We start from the raw sequence: 14,528 nt of genomic DNA, 5'->3' as shown, positions 1-14,528 counted from the left end.
ATGAGAGAGAGTCTGCGGATAACCAGGCTGGGCGGTCTGGCGGGCATCCTCGCGCTGCTGGCGCTGTGGACCCTGCTCGCCGAACTGCGCGTCGCGGGCGGCACCGTCCCGAGCCCGTGGACCGTGCTGCACACCATGTACGCCGACGGCTGGGCGCTGTACGGACCCAATTTCCGGATCACGGCCTGGGGTGCGCTGCAAGGTTTTCTGTGGGGCAATGCGCTGGCCATCGCGTTGGCGGTGCTGGTGGTGCTGATCCCGCCGATCGAAATGCTGGTCACCCAGCTGGCCATCCTGAGCTACTGCACGCCGCTGCTGGCGCTGGGGCCGATCATCCTGGTGGTGTTCGGCGGGCGCACGCCGACCGTGTTCCTGGCGGCCATGTACTGCTTCTTCACCACCATGGTCGGCACGGTATCGGGATTGCGGTCCGCGGACCGCACCAGCCTGGATCTGGTGCGCGCCTACGGCGGTGGCCGCTGGCAGCGGCTGACCCGGGTGCAGCTGATCGCGGCCCTGCCGAATACCTTGGCCGCCTTGAAGATTGCCGCGCCCTCCGCGGTACTGGGCGCGATCATCGGCGAGTACCTGGGCGGCGTGGACAGCGGCATCGGGGTGGCCCTGACGGCCGCGCAGACCGCCTACAACGTGCCGCGCACCTGGGGCATGGCGCTGGCCGCGGCCGCGCTGGCCGGGCTCGGCTACGCGATCGTGGCGCTGGTGGCGCGGGTGGCGGTGCCGTGGACGCGAGCGGAGGCATGATGACCGACAAGGTCGCGAACCCGGCGGCGGGCCGGGCCGCACAGCTGCTGAACCTGCTGCGGCCGATCGGGAGATTCCTGCTGCCACTACTGGTTTCGCTGATTCTGCTGGTGGCCCTGTGGTACGGCTTCCTGAAGCTGTATCCGCAGGTCGGGCTGGTCGGCAAGAGCCCCGGGGACGTGTGGAAGTACCTGGTGACCGGACCGACCTCGGCCGGCGCTCGTCAGGTGATCTTCGACGAAATGCGAATCACCCTGCGGGACGCGGTGATCGGCTTCGGTGCGGGCATGGGCGCGGCGCTGGTGGTGGCGGCGCTGTTCATCGGCGTTCCCGCGGTGGCGCAGGCGTTCATGCCGGTGGCGATGCTGCTGCGATCGGTCCCGCTGGTGGCCATCACCCCGATCATCGTGCTGGTGTTCGGGCGCGGGCTGCTCGGCGTCACCGTCATGGCCGCCATCGTGGTGTTCTTCCCGGCCTTGGTGATGATCATGACCGGCCTGCGGTCCGCGCCCCGGCAGGCCACGGAACTGGTACTGGCCTACGGGGGTTCGAACTGGACGGCCATGCGCATGGTGGCGGTCCCGGCCGCGCTGCCCGCGGTGTTCGCGGCCGCCCGGGTCTCGGTGCCGGGCGCGCTGATCGGTGCGCTGCTCGGCGAATGGCTGGGCAGCGGAACAGGTTTGGGCGCGGGGCTGATTCGCGCCATCCCCACCTTCCAGTACAACCGGCTCTGGGCGTCGATCGCGCTGGTCACGGTGGTGTCGGTGTTCGCGTACGCGGTGGTGGGCGTGCTGGAAAACCTGGTGCTGGCGCGGTTCTCGCCGGAACGGAGCCGGGAATGAGCACACGAGTTAACGCGGCGCACACAAATACCTGCGGAAAAGCAAAAAATCGGAAATCGAAACGGCTTACATTCGCCGCATGAGTGGTGTGTTCCGGCCGGATTCGGCCTCGCAGTTGTCCATGGGTCGGCGATCCTTCCTCCGCTACGCCGGATTGACCGGTGCGGCGGTGGGCGGAGCCGGATTGCTGGCCGCGTGCGGTAAGGACTCCTCGGGCTCCGGCAATGGCTCGGTCGCCGACGGTTCCAAGTACGGGACGGTGGCCGTGCAGCTGTCCTGGTTGAAGAACATCGAGTTCGCCGGTGAGTACTTCGCCGATTCCAAGGGCTATTACAAGGACGCCGGATTCGGGTCGGTGAATCTGATCGCGGGCGGCGCGGCCAGCACCTCGGTGGAAGCGGGGCTGGGCACCGGCAAGATCTGGATCGGCATGTCCGCGCCGCAGACCACCGCGCCCGCGATTCTGGAGGGCCTGTCCGCCAAGATCGTCGGCACCACGTATCAGAAGAATCCCTTCTGCATCGTGAGCTCCAGCAAGAGCCCGATCCCCAATCCGCAGGCCATGAAGGGGCGCAAGATCGGTGTGCAGGACACCAATCAGCTCATCTTCAACGCGCTGCTGACCGCCAATGGCATGTCGCCCTCCGACGTCACCATCGTGCCCGCGCAATACGATCCGACGCCGCTGGCCAACGGTGAGGTGGACGGCTGGGTCAGCTACGCGACGAATGAGCCGATCACCCTGGCCACCAAGGGGTTCCAGAACTTCAACTTCCTGTTCGCCGACTTCGGGCTGCCGCTGGTCGCGGAGACCCTGACGGTGAGCCAGCAGACCATCGACAAGGAGCGCGACAAGCTCAAGGCGTTCCTGACGGCGGAGATCAAGGGCTGGAAGGACGCCGTCGCCGACCCGGGCGAGGCGGCGCGGCTGGCCGTCGAGGTGTACGGCAAGGATCAGCGCCTGGAGCTGCGCGAGCAGACCATGGAGGCGCAGGCGCAGAACGGGCTGGTCGAATCGGCCGACTCCAAGGCCAACGGGCTGTTCACCATGACCGACACACTGATCGAACAGAACATCGCGGCGCTGGCCAAGGCCAAGATCGATATCAAGGCGGACAAGCTGTTCGACCTCTCGGTGCTCAAAGAGGTCTTCGCCGAGCACCCCGAATTGAAGTAGCTCAGCGCATCAGTGCCGAGTCAGCGCACCAGCTGCACGTGCCGGCGGCCCCCGCCGGAGGAGGCGGACAGCGGTTCGGCGGAGGTGCCGTTGCGGACCGCCAGCAGTTCGGCGGCGATCGACACGGCGGTCTCGGCGGGGGTGCGGGCGCCCACGTCGAGACCGGCGGGAGAGTGCAGGCGGGACAGGGTCTCGTCAGTGAAGCCGCCCGCCTGCAGGGCCTCCAGCCGATGTGCGTGCGATGCCGGGGTGCCCAGGGCGGCCAGGTACCCCAGCTCGGGTAGTCGCAAAGCCACGGTGAGCAAAGGGATTTCGAACTTCGGGTCGTGCGAGAGCACCACCATGGCGGTGTCGGCGCCGATCTCCCCGGCCGACGCCAGGGTGTTGAGGTAGCGGTGCGGCCAGTCGACCACCACCTCGCAGCCCGGGTAGGCGCTCGGATTGGCGAAGGTGGGGCGGGCGTCCACGATGGTGATCCGGTAGCCGAGCAGCCGGGCCTGGGTGGCCAGCGCGCTCGCGAAAGCGTTGGCCCCCACCAGGATCAGGTGCGGCGGGCGGGCGAACGAAGACACGAAGACATCGGAGTCGGGGAGCGAGACCAGCTCGGTGCCGTGCTTGCGGTCGGTGATGAGGTGCTGGCCGATCACATCCGGGTCCGAATGCCAGACCACGGTGAAGACGGTGACCTGCCGCTGCGCCGCCATATCGGCGGCCACATCCGGGAATTCGGGAAAGTGCCTGCGCGAGAAGGGTTCGGTGAACACGTCCAGGGTGCCGACACAGTCCATCTGCGCGTCGAGCCCGCTGCCCGGTCCGAATCGCTGCAGCCCGCGCCGTCCGGTGTGCGCCGAGTCGATGGCGGCCTCGTAGGCGGCGGCCTCGGCGCAGCCTGCCGAGATGGATCCGAAGGCCCGCCCGTCGGCGTCCACCACCATCGCCGACCCGATCGGCACGGGTGTAGCGCCTTGTGTCCGAACCAGAGTGGCCAGCCCCCCGGTGCGCCCGCTGTGCCAAATTCGAAGAAGGTCGTCGACGATTTCCCGCATCACATGCTCCCGATCACAGTGCGCTGTCCGCCGGATAATCCCGATCGATCCCCGTTGCGAGGTCATCGCACGTGACGCACACCATATCCGCTCGTTGTCGTAAATAAGTGCCCGCCCCCGAATTTCCCTCCGCGCTCGCGCACACCCCCGCCCAGTGCGCCCGCCCCAGCACCACCGGATGCCCGGGCGTGGTCCCGAAGAACGCCCGCGCCAACCGGCTCTCGCTCGCCCGCGCCGCCGCGATCACCCGCTCGACCACCGCGGGCCCGACGTCCGGCGTATCCACCGGCATGATCGCGACCAATTCCGCGGGCGCCGTGCTGTGATTCGGCGGCGTCGCGGTGGCACTCCCGGTGCTGAGGCCCGGTGCCGCGGCCGCCGCCAGACCCGCGCGCGTGGAGGCGCTCAGGCCGAGGTCCCAGTCCGCCGCCCAGACCGGCTGGACTCCCTCGGGCAGGGCGATGCCCGAGGTTTGCGATACCCGCCACTCGCCGCCCGGCGCGCGGTGGGCGGGCCCGGTTGCCCCCAGTACCACGAAGATTCGCGCGCACCCGCCGTCCCGCAGCGCCGCCACCGCCCCGCGCAGCCAGCGTCCGTCCTCGGCCAGCACTTTCGGCATGCCATATCGCCGACCGGCACCGGCCGCGAGCAGAATTCCATCGCAGCGTTCGGGACTCACGCGAGCAGGGTAGTCCCGCTCGCGCACCTTCGCTGACCAAGCGACCATCAGGGATTGCCTGACCGGCCGGACCCCGGCGACCGGCCGCGCGCCGCCTCAGCTACCGAGGGCGGTCAGGGTCTGCTGGACCTTGAGCAGGCGGGCGGGGTCGATGCCCTCGCAGAGGGTGCGGGCCTTCTCGAGATAGACCAGCGCGAGGGCGGGGTTGTCGGCACAGCGTTCGAGCTCCCCGAGCGCCCACCAGGCGGCGGCCTCGCCGTCGGCGTCGGAGATGCCCCGGGTCAGGGCGCGGGACTCCTCGTATTTGATCCGGGCGGCGTCGAATTCGCCGCGGTGCCGGTGGATGTGGCCGAAACCGCGCAGGGTGTCGATCTGCAGCAGCGGATCCGGTATCTCCTTGCTGATCCGGTACGCCTGCTCGAACAGCGCCCAGGAATCGTCCAGCCGGCCGCGCACCCCGGCGATGCCGCCCAGGCCCCACACCGACCAGCCCTCGCAATAGCGGTCGCCGATCCGCAGGGCGATGGCGTGCGCCTCGCGATAGTTCTCGTCGCCGGCCGCGTACTGCTCGGTGAGCCGGTGCAGATGACCGAGTTCGCGCAGGGCATCGCATTCCAGGTGCAGATCGTCGAGCGAGTGCGCGATGCGCAGGACCTGGCGCACCTCGGCGCGCGCCGCGTCGCAGCTGTTCTGGTGGCGCAACGCGGCGGCGTGCCACAGCAGGGTGCGCGCGGTCCGGGCGCTGTCCCCGATATCGGCCGCCAACTGGTGCGCGTACTCGAAACAGGATGCTGCCCTGGCATATTCGCGCATGGTCCGGAGCAGGTGGCCGAGCCCGAAGTGAGCGTCGCATTCGGCGGCGCGGTCCCCGATGGCGTGATTGATCCCGCCCGCGAGCTCGAACATGCTGCGGCTCTCGGCGAAGTAGCCGAGCGTCGCGAGCTGGCTCGCCAGCAGATCCGCGAATCGTGCGGTGTCCGAGGTGCGTTCGGCGGTGCGGGCGCACGCCAGCATGGTCTCGAGCCGCTCCTCGAACCACAGCCTGGACTGCATGACGGCCATGTTCGGATTGCGCGCGTCCGGACCGGGGTGGTGCGGCACGGTGTCGAAGGGGCGCGGCTTTCCGATGCCGTTCGCGGTCTCCAGGTAGTGCCGCAACAGCCGGCCCAGGGCCGCACCGCGCTCGCCCGGCCGGCTCTCGGCATCCGCGCGGCACCGGGCATAGAGGTGCAGCAGATTGTGCATCCGATAGCGCTGATGACCCGGGCGACTGGTGAGCTGATCGATCATGCCGTCCTCGAACACCCGCTGCAGCAGGCGTTTCGCGGCGGAGTCCTCGGCCTGCGCCATGGCCGCGAAGTCGTCGGCGGACACGGTCGAGCTCGGGAACCAGCCGAGCAGCCGCACCGCGCGCCGCGCCTCCTCGTCACGCAGGTGCGCGTAGGACAGGGCGAAGGCGTCCCGGGTGGATTCGTCCTCGGCGGAGAACTTGTCGAGAATCAGCTCGGCCGGGCAGTGCCCGGCGCGCGGCGCCGTCGTCGGCAGGGTCAGCAGCATGGTGAGCGTGTCGAGTTCGTCGCGGAGATCGCCGAGCAGCCCCGGCGTCCGGCTGATCCGCCCCGCCACCAGGCGGATCGGCAGCGGCAGCCCGCCCGCCACCTCCACGATCCGGCGCACCGCCGCCGAATCGTGGCCCGCCCCCAGATTGCCCAGGGTGGCCAGCATTTCCTCGGCCTCGTCGAGCCCCAGCGGGGTCAGCTCCAGCTGATTCACGCGCACCATGCCGGTGAGCGGCCGCCGGCTGGTGATCACCACGAAGCAACTCGCCGACTTCGGCAGCAGCGGCCGAATCTGCTTGCTCTCCAGCACATCGTCGAACACCACGATCAGCCGGCGACCGGTCGTCTCGTGGTGCCACTGCCGCAGCAACGCGCCCTGGTCGGCGTGCGGGCGCGGGCGCGCGCCCAGCTGGCTCAGCCCGGCCGCCAGCAGGCGCGCGGCGGTGTTCGAGCCCGCGTCCCGGTCATGGCTGCGCATCTCCAGCCACACCGTGCCGTCGGGAAAGCGGTCGGCGAATCTCGTCACCAGCTGCCGCGCGAACGCGGTCTTGCCGACACCCGCGACACCGGTGATCAGTTGCGCCCGGGTATCACCCAGGAAGTGCAGGTCGACGCGGCGGCGCAGCTCCTCCATCGGCCCGCGCCGACCGATGAAGGTCGAGGCGTCGAAGGACGTCGCATAGGGCTGCCGGGTCCCGGTCCGGTTGCGCCCGAGGCGTTCCCGGAGGGACTGATACGCCGCGCGTTCCTCGTGCGCCAGATGCCCGAGGTCGTCGATATCGATGAGCCGATCCCAGGTCGTGTTGTAGACCAGCGCGAGCAGCTCCAGCGTGTGCAGGGCCGGCGGCCGATAGCCGTTGCCCTCCGCGGTACGAGCGGGCCACTTCTCGATCTCGCACAGCCGGCTGTTCTTCATCCGCGGCTCCCGGTGACCGTTCGAATCCACCAGGGGCGCAATCTGATTGAAGCGCTCCGCGGCCTGCCGCTGGTTGAGCCCATTGGCCTTGCGCCAGGCGATGCGGGGACGCAGCCCGCGTCGCATCAGCTCGACGGCCAGCGGCTCGATCAGGCTGTGCTCGCTCAGCCCGATCGCCCGCAGCGAGCGGCCGAGCCGGGCGATCTCGGGTGCGGAAGTGGCGGCCGGTGTCATCGGAGACCTCCTCGCCCGCCCGGCCGCGCTCAGCAATCGGCGACCGGGCCGTATTCAGTTGGCAGACAGCTGGATTCGCTTCCGACGGTAGCGAAGAAATCGTCCGCCCGCGGGGAAACAAAGGCAGTCGCCCGGCCGTCCGCCCCAGGTCACGGCCGGATCGGGCGGGGAACAAATCCCGGGCCGATCGGGTAGCGGTCCGGCCGCTCCGGGACGGTCCAATGGAGGTGTCGGGCGGTGCCGGGTCGGGGCGGGGTCCGAATCGAACGGAGGATCGGATCGATGGCAATCACTGAACTCGAATGGCTCATCACCAGCGATGTGGCCCATGAGGTCGCGTTCCGGGTGGACGTGCCCGAAGAACACCGAGGGCGGTGGGTGCTGTCGTATCTGCCGACCGTCCGGCGGTTGACGCGGGATCAGGCCCTGGCCGGGCTGGTGCTCGCGGAGATGATCCTCCTCGGATTGCTGCGCCCGGGTGGGGAATTCGACGGAGAGGTCGCGGCCCTGCACGCCGGCATCATCGGGCTCACGGTCACCGACGCCATGTGCCTGCTGGCCTTGCGGGACAACGGTTCCGAGCGCGCGAGCGACCAGGACGAAGGTACGAAGGAGCTCCGGCGGCCGATCGAGCGGTGCCACATTTCGCCGAACCGGGCCCGGCGGCCACTTCCCAGCCGCTGATCCCGTCTCCGCGGCGGTCCAACGGGTACCAGGGGCCGATGTGCCGAGGGGTGCGTGTCGGCGGATCGCCCGGCGACCACCGCCCGGGCAACAACGAGGCCCCGCACCGAGTTCGGTGCGGGGCCTTCGAGTGCGGGTGGCTCAGAAGAGAGCCAGGGCGGCGAGCAGGCCGGACAGGGCGATGAACTGCAGGGCCACCCGGAGGTTGATGATGCTGTCCCACTTGTCCTGCAGCGCACGGGCATCGGCGGGGATGACGCCGGACTGGGCGGCGGCCTTCTGCGCGGTGTTCACCGGCTTGGCCACCTTCACGTAGAAGCCCAGCCAGGCGACCAGGGCGACCAGCGCAACGGCGGCGGCGACGGCGGCGCCGGTGTGGCCGGAGACCGCGGCGACGATCAGCGTGAGGGCGGCGGTGACCACGCCGCCGGCGCCGAAGATCGGCATGCGTTTGTCGCCGTAGTAGTGGCCCCAGCCGGCGCTGACGGTGACGGAGGCGTCGTCGAGGCGGCGGTAGACGGATCGCATGATGAGGGCCGCGCACCAGTCGGTGCCGTAGACGACGGCATTGGCGAGGACGGCGAGGGCGGCGAGGAACTGGCCGGTCAGGACGAGCATCGGGGGCCTCTTTCGGCGATGATCTAGCGGTGCTAGGAACTAAAGCAACGATAACAAGGCGGAGCTATCTTGTCTAGCGATGCTAGATCGTGAGTTTCTCCAGCCGCCGAATGGTCCGAAGTGGGCGCCTCGTGGCTCGCCTCACAACCATCAAGATCAGAATGATCTGTGAAGGTGCTCACATCCGGACGGTCATCGGCGCGTCATGCACCGGTGGCCCCCGTCACGCAAACAGTACGGGCGTTATGCAAAACCGCATGTCAGCGCTACCGGCAAGTAGATTTCACCGCTGCTATTCGCAAGCAAATTTTGCAGGCTTAACAAAATGCCGGTGAAAGCTAGCGGGGATTCACACTTGCAACAGGTAGACGCATATTTTTTCCTGTGCCATCGTGTGGAAGTACACCTCGCGGGCCTAGCAAGTCTGCAAATTGCCGCTCCAGCAGTGGTCGAACATCCTCGCTCCCTCATCCGGCGCCTGGTTCGATCCGCGGGGCTACCGAGACCGAACGAAGAAGTGGAGTCAGAGATGTCGAAGGTCGGCACCCCGAAGACCGCTGCGGAACTCCAGCAGGATTGGGACACCAACCCCCGCTGGAAGGGCGTCACCCGCAACTACACCGCCGATCAGGTCGTGAAGCTGCAGGGCACCGTCGTCGAGGAGCACACCCTCGCCCGCCGCGGTGCCGAGATCCTCTGGGATCTCGTCAACAACGAGGACTACATCAACTCCCTGGGCGCCCTCACCGGTAACCAGGCCGTGCAGCAGGTCCGCGCCGGCCTGAAGGCCATCTACCTGTCCGGTTGGCAGGTCGCCGGTGACGCGAACCTGTCCGGCCACACCTACCCGGACCAGTCGCTGTACCCGGCCAACTCGGTTCCGGCCGTGGTCCGCCGCATCAACAACGCGCTGCTGCGCGCCGACGAGATCGCCAAGGTCGAGGGTGACACCTCGGTCGCCAACTGGCTGGCCCCGATCGTCGCCGACGCCGAGGCCGGCTTCGGTGGCGCGCTGAACGCCTACGAGCTGCAGAAGGCCATGATCGCCTCCGGCGCGGCGGGCGTGCACTGGGAGGACCAGCTGGCCTCCGAGAAGAAGTGCGGCCACCTGGGCGGCAAGGTGCTGATCCCCACCCAGCAGCACATCCGCACCCTGACCTCCGCGCGTCTGGCCGCCGACGTCGCCGACGTGCCGTCGGTGATCATCGCCCGCACCGACGCCGAGGCCGCCACCCTCATCACCTCCGATGTGGACGAGCGCGACCGTGAGTTCCTGGACGGTACCCGTACCGCCGAGGGCTTCTTCGGCACCAAGAACGGCATCGAGCCCTGCATCGCGCGTGCCAAGGCCTACGCCCCCTACGCCGACCTCATCTGGATGGAGACCGGCGTGCCGGACCTCGAGGTCGCGCGCAAGTTCGCCGAGGCCGTCCGCGGCGAGTTCCCGGACCAGCTGCTGGCCTACAACTGCTCTCCGTCCTTCAACTGGAAGGCGCACCTGGACGACGCGACCATCGCGAAGTTCCAGCGTGAGCTCGGCGCCATGGGCTTCAAGTTCCAGTTCATCACCCTGGCCGGCTTCCACTCGCTGAACTACGGCATGTTCGACCTGGCCTACGGCTACGCCCGCGAGGGCATGACCGCCTTCGTCGACCTGCAGGAGCGCGAGTTCAAGGCCGCCGCCGAGCGTGGCTTCACCGCCGTCAAGCACCAGCGTGAGGTCGGCGCCGGCTACTTCGACACCATCGCCACCACCGTGGACCCGAACACCTCCACCGCGGCGCTGAAGGGCTCCACCGAAGAGGGTCAGTTCCACTGAGTTTCCCAAGGTGACAACTGATTTCGTGAGGATCCGGGTAACTCCCCGGGGACGACCGAAATTGGTTCGCCACCCAACCGCCGGCACGGGTGCATGGCGACGACGGCTCTTGGCCGCCCGCTGAATACCCGGAGAGGCGGTGGAGTGGACAACCCTCGGGGCGGCAGTCGCATCACAACCTCGGCCGCCCCGGGGACCCGGAACTTCGCCGGGAGGGGATGGCAAGCCCTCTCCCGGCGAAGTTCACCCGCCCTTCCCGTCGACAGCCCCGGCGGGGAGGGCATCTTCCTATAGCGTTTTTTGCAAAGACCTTAAGAAGGCGCAGGGTCGAAAAAGTTAGTCCGACGCCTTCACCCACAGCCACGACTGCCGACCGGCGGGCGTTCGATACGCGACAACCGATTTCGTACCGGTAGGGGTAACTCACCGGGTACGACCGAAATCGGTTCGGTACTCGACGCAGGCACGGATGCAGAAGTGGCAACGGCACTCAGCCGCCCGCAAAAGTTGCGGGGAGGCGGAACGGAGCGGGACGTGAGCAGCGAAAAGATTCAGCGCGTCGGCATTATCGGCGCCGGACAGATGGGTGCGGGTATCGCAGAAGTCTGCGCCCGGGCACATGTCGATGTCCTCGTCTTCGAACAGACCCGTGAGCTGGCCGCCGCCGGCCGGGCCCGCATTCTGCGGTCGCTGGACCGCGGGGTGTCCAGCGGCAAGATCACCGAGCGCGAGCGGGAGCAGGCCGCCTGGCGGCTGCGCTTCACCTCCGACCTCGGCGACTTCGCCGACCGTCAGCTGGTCGTCGAGGCCGTCGTGGAGAACGAGGACGTGAAGACCGCCATCTTCGCCGAACTCGACAAGGTCGTCACCGATCCGAACGCGGTGCTGGCCTCCAACACCTCCTCCATTCCGATCATGAAGATCGCCGTGGCGACCAACAACCCGGAGCGGGTGGTCGGCATGCACTTCTTCAACCCGGTGCCGGTGCTGCCGCTCGTCGAGCTGGTCACCACCCTCAAGACCACCGAGACCGTCACCAAGCGCGCCGAGCAGTTCGCCGCCGACATCCTGGGCAAGCAGGTCGTGCGCTCCGCCGACCGCTCCGGCTTCGTGGTGAACGCGCTGCTGGTGCCCTACCTGCTCTCCGCCATCCGCATGGTCGAATCCGGTTTCGCCACCAAGGAAGACGTCGACAAGGCCATGGTGCTGGGCTGTGCCCACCCGATGGGCCCGCTGGCGCTCACCGACCTGGTCGGCCTCGACACCGTGAAGTCCATCGCCGACTCCATGTACGCGGAGTTCAAGGAGCCGCTGTACTCCGCGCCGCCGCTGCTCATGCGCATGGTCGAGGCGGGCCTGCTGGGCAAGAAGGCCGGTGCGGGCTTCTACCAGTACAACTCCCCCGCCTCCCCGCGTACTTAGCGGGCTCCGCCGCCTCCCCGCATATGCAGCGGGCGGCTGAGAGCCGTCGGCGTCTCGCACCCGTGCCGGCGGTTGGGTGCCGAACCGATTTTGGACGCACCCGGCGAGTTACCCCGAACCTTGCGAAATCCGTTGTCGCGTTGGGTCCAGGTGCTCGCCGGGCCTTCGGCCACGGCATTGTCAGGGTGCACACCGTTAATACCCAAGGTGCCACGTCGCCGGGCTTGTGGCGGCGTCCACCTCAACCGGGCATAAGCTGCAAACAGGTCGAGCCGGACCGGCAGCTCGGAAGGAGTGTCCGTTCATGGTCAACGTCAGCGGTGGGTTCGGATCGAGCATCCTGGGTTACCCGCGAATCGGAGAGCACCGGCAACTCAAGCGTGCTTTGGAGTCGTATTGGCACGGCACGCTTTCTCGTGACGAACTGCTCGCGGTCGGGCGCGAGATCCAGGAGAGCCAGTATCTGGAGCTGGCCGCCACCGGGTTGACCCAGGTCCCGGGCAACACCTTCTCCTTCTACGACCACATCCTCGACAACGCGCTGCTGTTCGGGGCGGTCCCGCAGCGGTTCGAGCCCTTCCGAGCAGGCTTGGACCCGTTGGACTTCTATTTCCTGATGGCTCGCGGCCGGCCGGATCTGCCGCCGCTGGAGCTGGTGAAGCTGCTGAACACGCCGTACCACTACCGGCAGCCGGAACTCGAGCCCGACACCGAATTCTCGCTGCACCCCGAGGCGCTGCTGGACGAGTTCGATCGCGCCAAGGCGGCCGGCATCGAGCTGCGGCCGGTGATCCTCGGACCGCTGTCGCTGCTGCTGCTGTCCAAGACCGGCCATGTGCCCGGCGAAACCGAATTCGACAAGCTGGTGCTGCTGGACAAGCTGCTGCCGGTGTACGAGGAACTGTTCGAGATCCTCGCCAAGCGCGGCGCCACCTGCGTGCAGCTGGACGAGCCCTGTTTCACCAGCGACCGTTCGCCGTCCACCATGGAGCTGTTCGAGAAGACCTACCAGCGCCTGTCCAAGGCCCCGCTGCGCCCGCGCATGCTGGTCACCGGGCAGTACGGCGATTTCGGTGCGGCCATTGAAATCCTGTGCCGCACTTCGGTGGAGGCCATCGGTCTCGACCTGGCCAGCTACCGGGTCGTGCCGGAGGAACTGGCCAAGATCCCCGGCATCAAGCGCAAGCGGCTCTACGCCGGTGTCATCAGCGGCACCAATGTCTGGCGTACCGACCGGTTCGTGACGCTGGAATACCTCAACGCCCTCGCCCAGGTCTGCCCCGACATGGTGGTCTCCACCGGCGCCACGCTGCTGCACGTGCCCTACGACGTGCTCGTCGAATACGAGCTCGAGGGCCCCGTCGCCGACCGCCTCGCCTTCGCCAAACAGAAGGTGCTGGAAGTGGTTTCGCTGGCCAAGGCGCTCACCGAGGGACCCTCGGAGAAGTGGCGCCGGAAGCCGACCTCGGTGCACTTCAAGCAGAAGCACGCGGTGCGCCAGCGCGTCTACGCCGTCACCCCGCAGATGCGGGTGCGCGAGCCATACGAGACGCGAAAGGTCGCGCAGCAGGCCAAGCTTCGGCTGCCGGTGGTGCCCGCCACCACGCTGGGCTCGTTCCCGCAGACCGAGACGGCCCGGCAGGCGCGCCACGACCTCGGTCAGGGCCGGCTGTCCTACGAGGAGTACCGCAAGCGCATCGAAGCCGAGATCGAGTCCACCATCCGGTTGCAGGAGGACATCGGCCTCGACGTGCTGGTGCACGGCGAGCACGAGCGCAACGACATGATCCAGTACTTCGCGGAGCTGCTGGACGGCTTCGCCACCACCCACTTCGGCTGGGTGCAGGTGTACGGATCCCGGTGCGTGCGACCGCCGATCGTGTACGGCGACGTGTCGCGCCCCGAGCCCATGTCGGTGTCGTGGACCGCGTACGCCCAGTCCCTCACCGACAAACCGGTCAAGGGCATGGTCACCGGACCGGTCACCATGCTGGCCCGCTCCTTCGTGCGCCAGGATCAGCCGCTCTACGAGACCGCCGACCAGGTGGCGCTGGCCATCCGCGACGAGGTGGTGGATCTGGAGAAGGCGGGCATCGCCATCATCCAGGTGGACGAGCCGTCCATCCGCGAGCTGCTCCCGCTGCGCAAGAAGGGCCAGGCCGAATACCTGCGCTGGGCCGTCGGCGCGTTCAAGCTGGCCACCTCCGGCGTCGCTCCGGAGACCCAGATCCACACGCACATCGGCTATTCCAGCCGCGGTGACGTGGTGGCGGCCATCGAGGAACTCGACGCGGACGTCACCGCCATCGTCGCCACCCGCTCCATCGAGTGGGTGCTGGAGGCGCTGAAGGAGGACTGCGCCGAAGGCCGCGGTCTCACCCACGGCGTCGGCCCGGGTGTGTACGAGTCCCGTTCCGCCCGGATCCCGGACATCGACGAACTGGACGAATTGCTCACCGCCGCAGCGGAGGCCGTCACCCCGGAACGCCTGTGGGCCAATCCGGACGGCGGCCTGAAGACCCGCCACCACTGGCAGCTCGACCCGTCCCTGCGCAATATGGTCGCCGCGGCCCGCCGCGTCCGCCGCCGCGCGGAGGCCGCCGCGGGCGAGACCGCTTGAGGCAGTAGCGAAGCCGCTCGAGGCAGTAGCGAAGCCGCTCGAGGCAGTAGCGAAGCCGCTGAGGCGGTAGCGCTCACCCCGGAACCCCGGTCCGATCCTCCGATCGGACCGGGGTTCCGTGCGTCCGGCGTCACGAATCGGTCATGAACC

The 14,528-nt window shown here is 68.2% G+C and carries 11 protein-coding genes; 7 read left to right on the top strand and 4 right to left on the bottom strand.

What is annotated here, in order from left to right; genetic code table 11:
* From ACWEKS_RS23430 to ACWEKS_RS23420, 3 genes are all read left to right on the top strand, one after another.
* Entirely contained in the window at positions 1-762 is a 762-nt protein-coding gene (locus ACWEKS_RS23430; RefSeq protein WP_452342031.1) for an ABC transporter permease, read from the top strand.
* Positions 763-809: 47 nt separating this feature from the next.
* The gene (locus ACWEKS_RS23425; RefSeq protein WP_452342079.1) at positions 810-1,604 is read left to right on the top strand and encodes an ABC transporter permease; all 795 of its coding nucleotides are present in this window, start codon (positions 810-812) and stop codon (positions 1,602-1,604) included.
* Positions 1,605-1,683: 79 nt separating this feature from the next.
* The gene (locus tag ACWEKS_RS23420; protein WP_452342030.1) at positions 1,684-2,781 is read left to right on the top strand and encodes an ABC transporter substrate-binding protein; all 1,098 of its coding nucleotides are present in this window, start codon (positions 1,684-1,686) and stop codon (positions 2,779-2,781) included.
* A 20-nt stretch (positions 2,782-2,801) separates the two neighbouring features.
* Here ACWEKS_RS23420 and ACWEKS_RS23415 read toward each other — a convergent pair whose 3' ends face one another.
* The 3 genes from ACWEKS_RS23415 to ACWEKS_RS23405 all read right to left on the bottom strand — a co-directional run bounded on the left by ACWEKS_RS23415 (position 2,802) and on the right by ACWEKS_RS23405 (position 7,215).
* Positions 2,802-3,827, bottom strand: a complete 1,026-nt coding sequence (locus tag ACWEKS_RS23415) for an XdhC family protein (RefSeq protein WP_452342029.1) — start codon at positions 3,825-3,827, stop codon at positions 2,802-2,804.
* A 13-nt stretch (positions 3,828-3,840) separates the two neighbouring features.
* Positions 3,841-4,506, bottom strand: a complete 666-nt coding sequence (locus ACWEKS_RS23410; protein WP_452342028.1) for a nucleotidyltransferase family protein — start codon at positions 4,504-4,506, stop codon at positions 3,841-3,843.
* A gap of 96 nt (positions 4,507-4,602) precedes the next feature.
* Positions 4,603-7,215 (bottom strand): tetratricopeptide repeat protein, encoded by a 2,613-nt coding sequence (locus ACWEKS_RS23405; RefSeq protein WP_452342027.1) that lies wholly within the window; start codon positions 7,213-7,215, stop codon positions 4,603-4,605.
* A gap of 282 nt (positions 7,216-7,497) precedes the next feature.
* Between ACWEKS_RS23405 and ACWEKS_RS23400 the strand changes: the two genes are divergently transcribed.
* Positions 7,498-7,899 (top strand): hypothetical protein, encoded by a 402-nt coding sequence (locus ACWEKS_RS23400; RefSeq protein WP_452342026.1) that lies wholly within the window; start codon positions 7,498-7,500, stop codon positions 7,897-7,899.
* Between the two features lie 141 nt (positions 7,900-8,040).
* Here ACWEKS_RS23400 and ACWEKS_RS23395 read toward each other — a convergent pair whose 3' ends face one another.
* Complete coding sequence (locus tag ACWEKS_RS23395; RefSeq protein WP_452342025.1) at positions 8,041-8,517, bottom strand: DUF1772 domain-containing protein; 477 nt, start codon at positions 8,515-8,517, stop codon at positions 8,041-8,043.
* Positions 8,518-9,046: 529 nt separating this feature from the next.
* Here ACWEKS_RS23395 and aceA point away from each other — a divergent pair.
* The 3 genes from aceA to metE all read left to right on the top strand — a co-directional run bounded on the left by aceA (position 9,047) and on the right by metE (position 14,378).
* Entirely contained in the window at positions 9,047-10,336 is a 1,290-nt protein-coding gene (gene aceA, locus ACWEKS_RS23390) for an isocitrate lyase (RefSeq protein WP_379389181.1), read from the top strand.
* Between the two features lie 534 nt (positions 10,337-10,870).
* Positions 10,871-11,758, top strand: a complete 888-nt coding sequence (locus ACWEKS_RS23385; protein WP_379404185.1) for a 3-hydroxybutyryl-CoA dehydrogenase — start codon at positions 10,871-10,873, stop codon at positions 11,756-11,758.
* Between the two features lie 304 nt (positions 11,759-12,062).
* On the top strand, positions 12,063-14,378 hold the full coding sequence (gene metE / locus ACWEKS_RS23380; RefSeq protein ID WP_452342024.1) for a 5-methyltetrahydropteroyltriglutamate--homocysteine S-methyltransferase: 2,316 nt from the start codon (positions 12,063-12,065) through the stop codon (positions 14,376-14,378).
* Positions 14,379-14,528 lie beyond the last annotated feature (150 nt).

The organism is Nocardia sp. NPDC004711 (genome assembly GCF_053601595.1).
The sequence above is the reverse complement of the archived record's forward strand: the minus strand, read 5'-3'. Positions and strand labels throughout refer to the sequence as shown.

Coding starts and splice junctions, on each gene's coding strand:
- ACWEKS_RS23430 (WP_452342031.1), top strand. CDS start 1: ATGAGAGAGAGTCTGCGGATAACCAGGCTGGGCGGTCTGGCGGGCATC.
- ACWEKS_RS23420 (WP_452342030.1), top strand. CDS start 1,684: ATGAGTGGTGTGTTCCGGCCGGATTCGGCCTCGCAGTTGTCCATGGGT.
- ACWEKS_RS23415 (WP_452342029.1), bottom strand. CDS start 3,827: ATGCGGGAAATCGTCGACGACCTTCTTCGAATTTGGCACAGCGGGCGC.
- ACWEKS_RS23405 (WP_452342027.1), bottom strand. CDS start 7,215: ATGACACCGGCCGCCACTTCCGCACCCGAGATCGCCCGGCTCGGCCGC.
- ACWEKS_RS23400 (WP_452342026.1), top strand. CDS start 7,498: ATGGCAATCACTGAACTCGAATGGCTCATCACCAGCGATGTGGCCCAT.
- ACWEKS_RS23395 (WP_452342025.1), bottom strand. CDS start 8,517: ATGCTCGTCCTGACCGGCCAGTTCCTCGCCGCCCTCGCCGTCCTCGCC.
- aceA (WP_379389181.1), top strand. CDS start 9,047: ATGTCGAAGGTCGGCACCCCGAAGACCGCTGCGGAACTCCAGCAGGAT.
- metE (WP_452342024.1), top strand. CDS start 12,063: ATGGTCAACGTCAGCGGTGGGTTCGGATCGAGCATCCTGGGTTACCCG.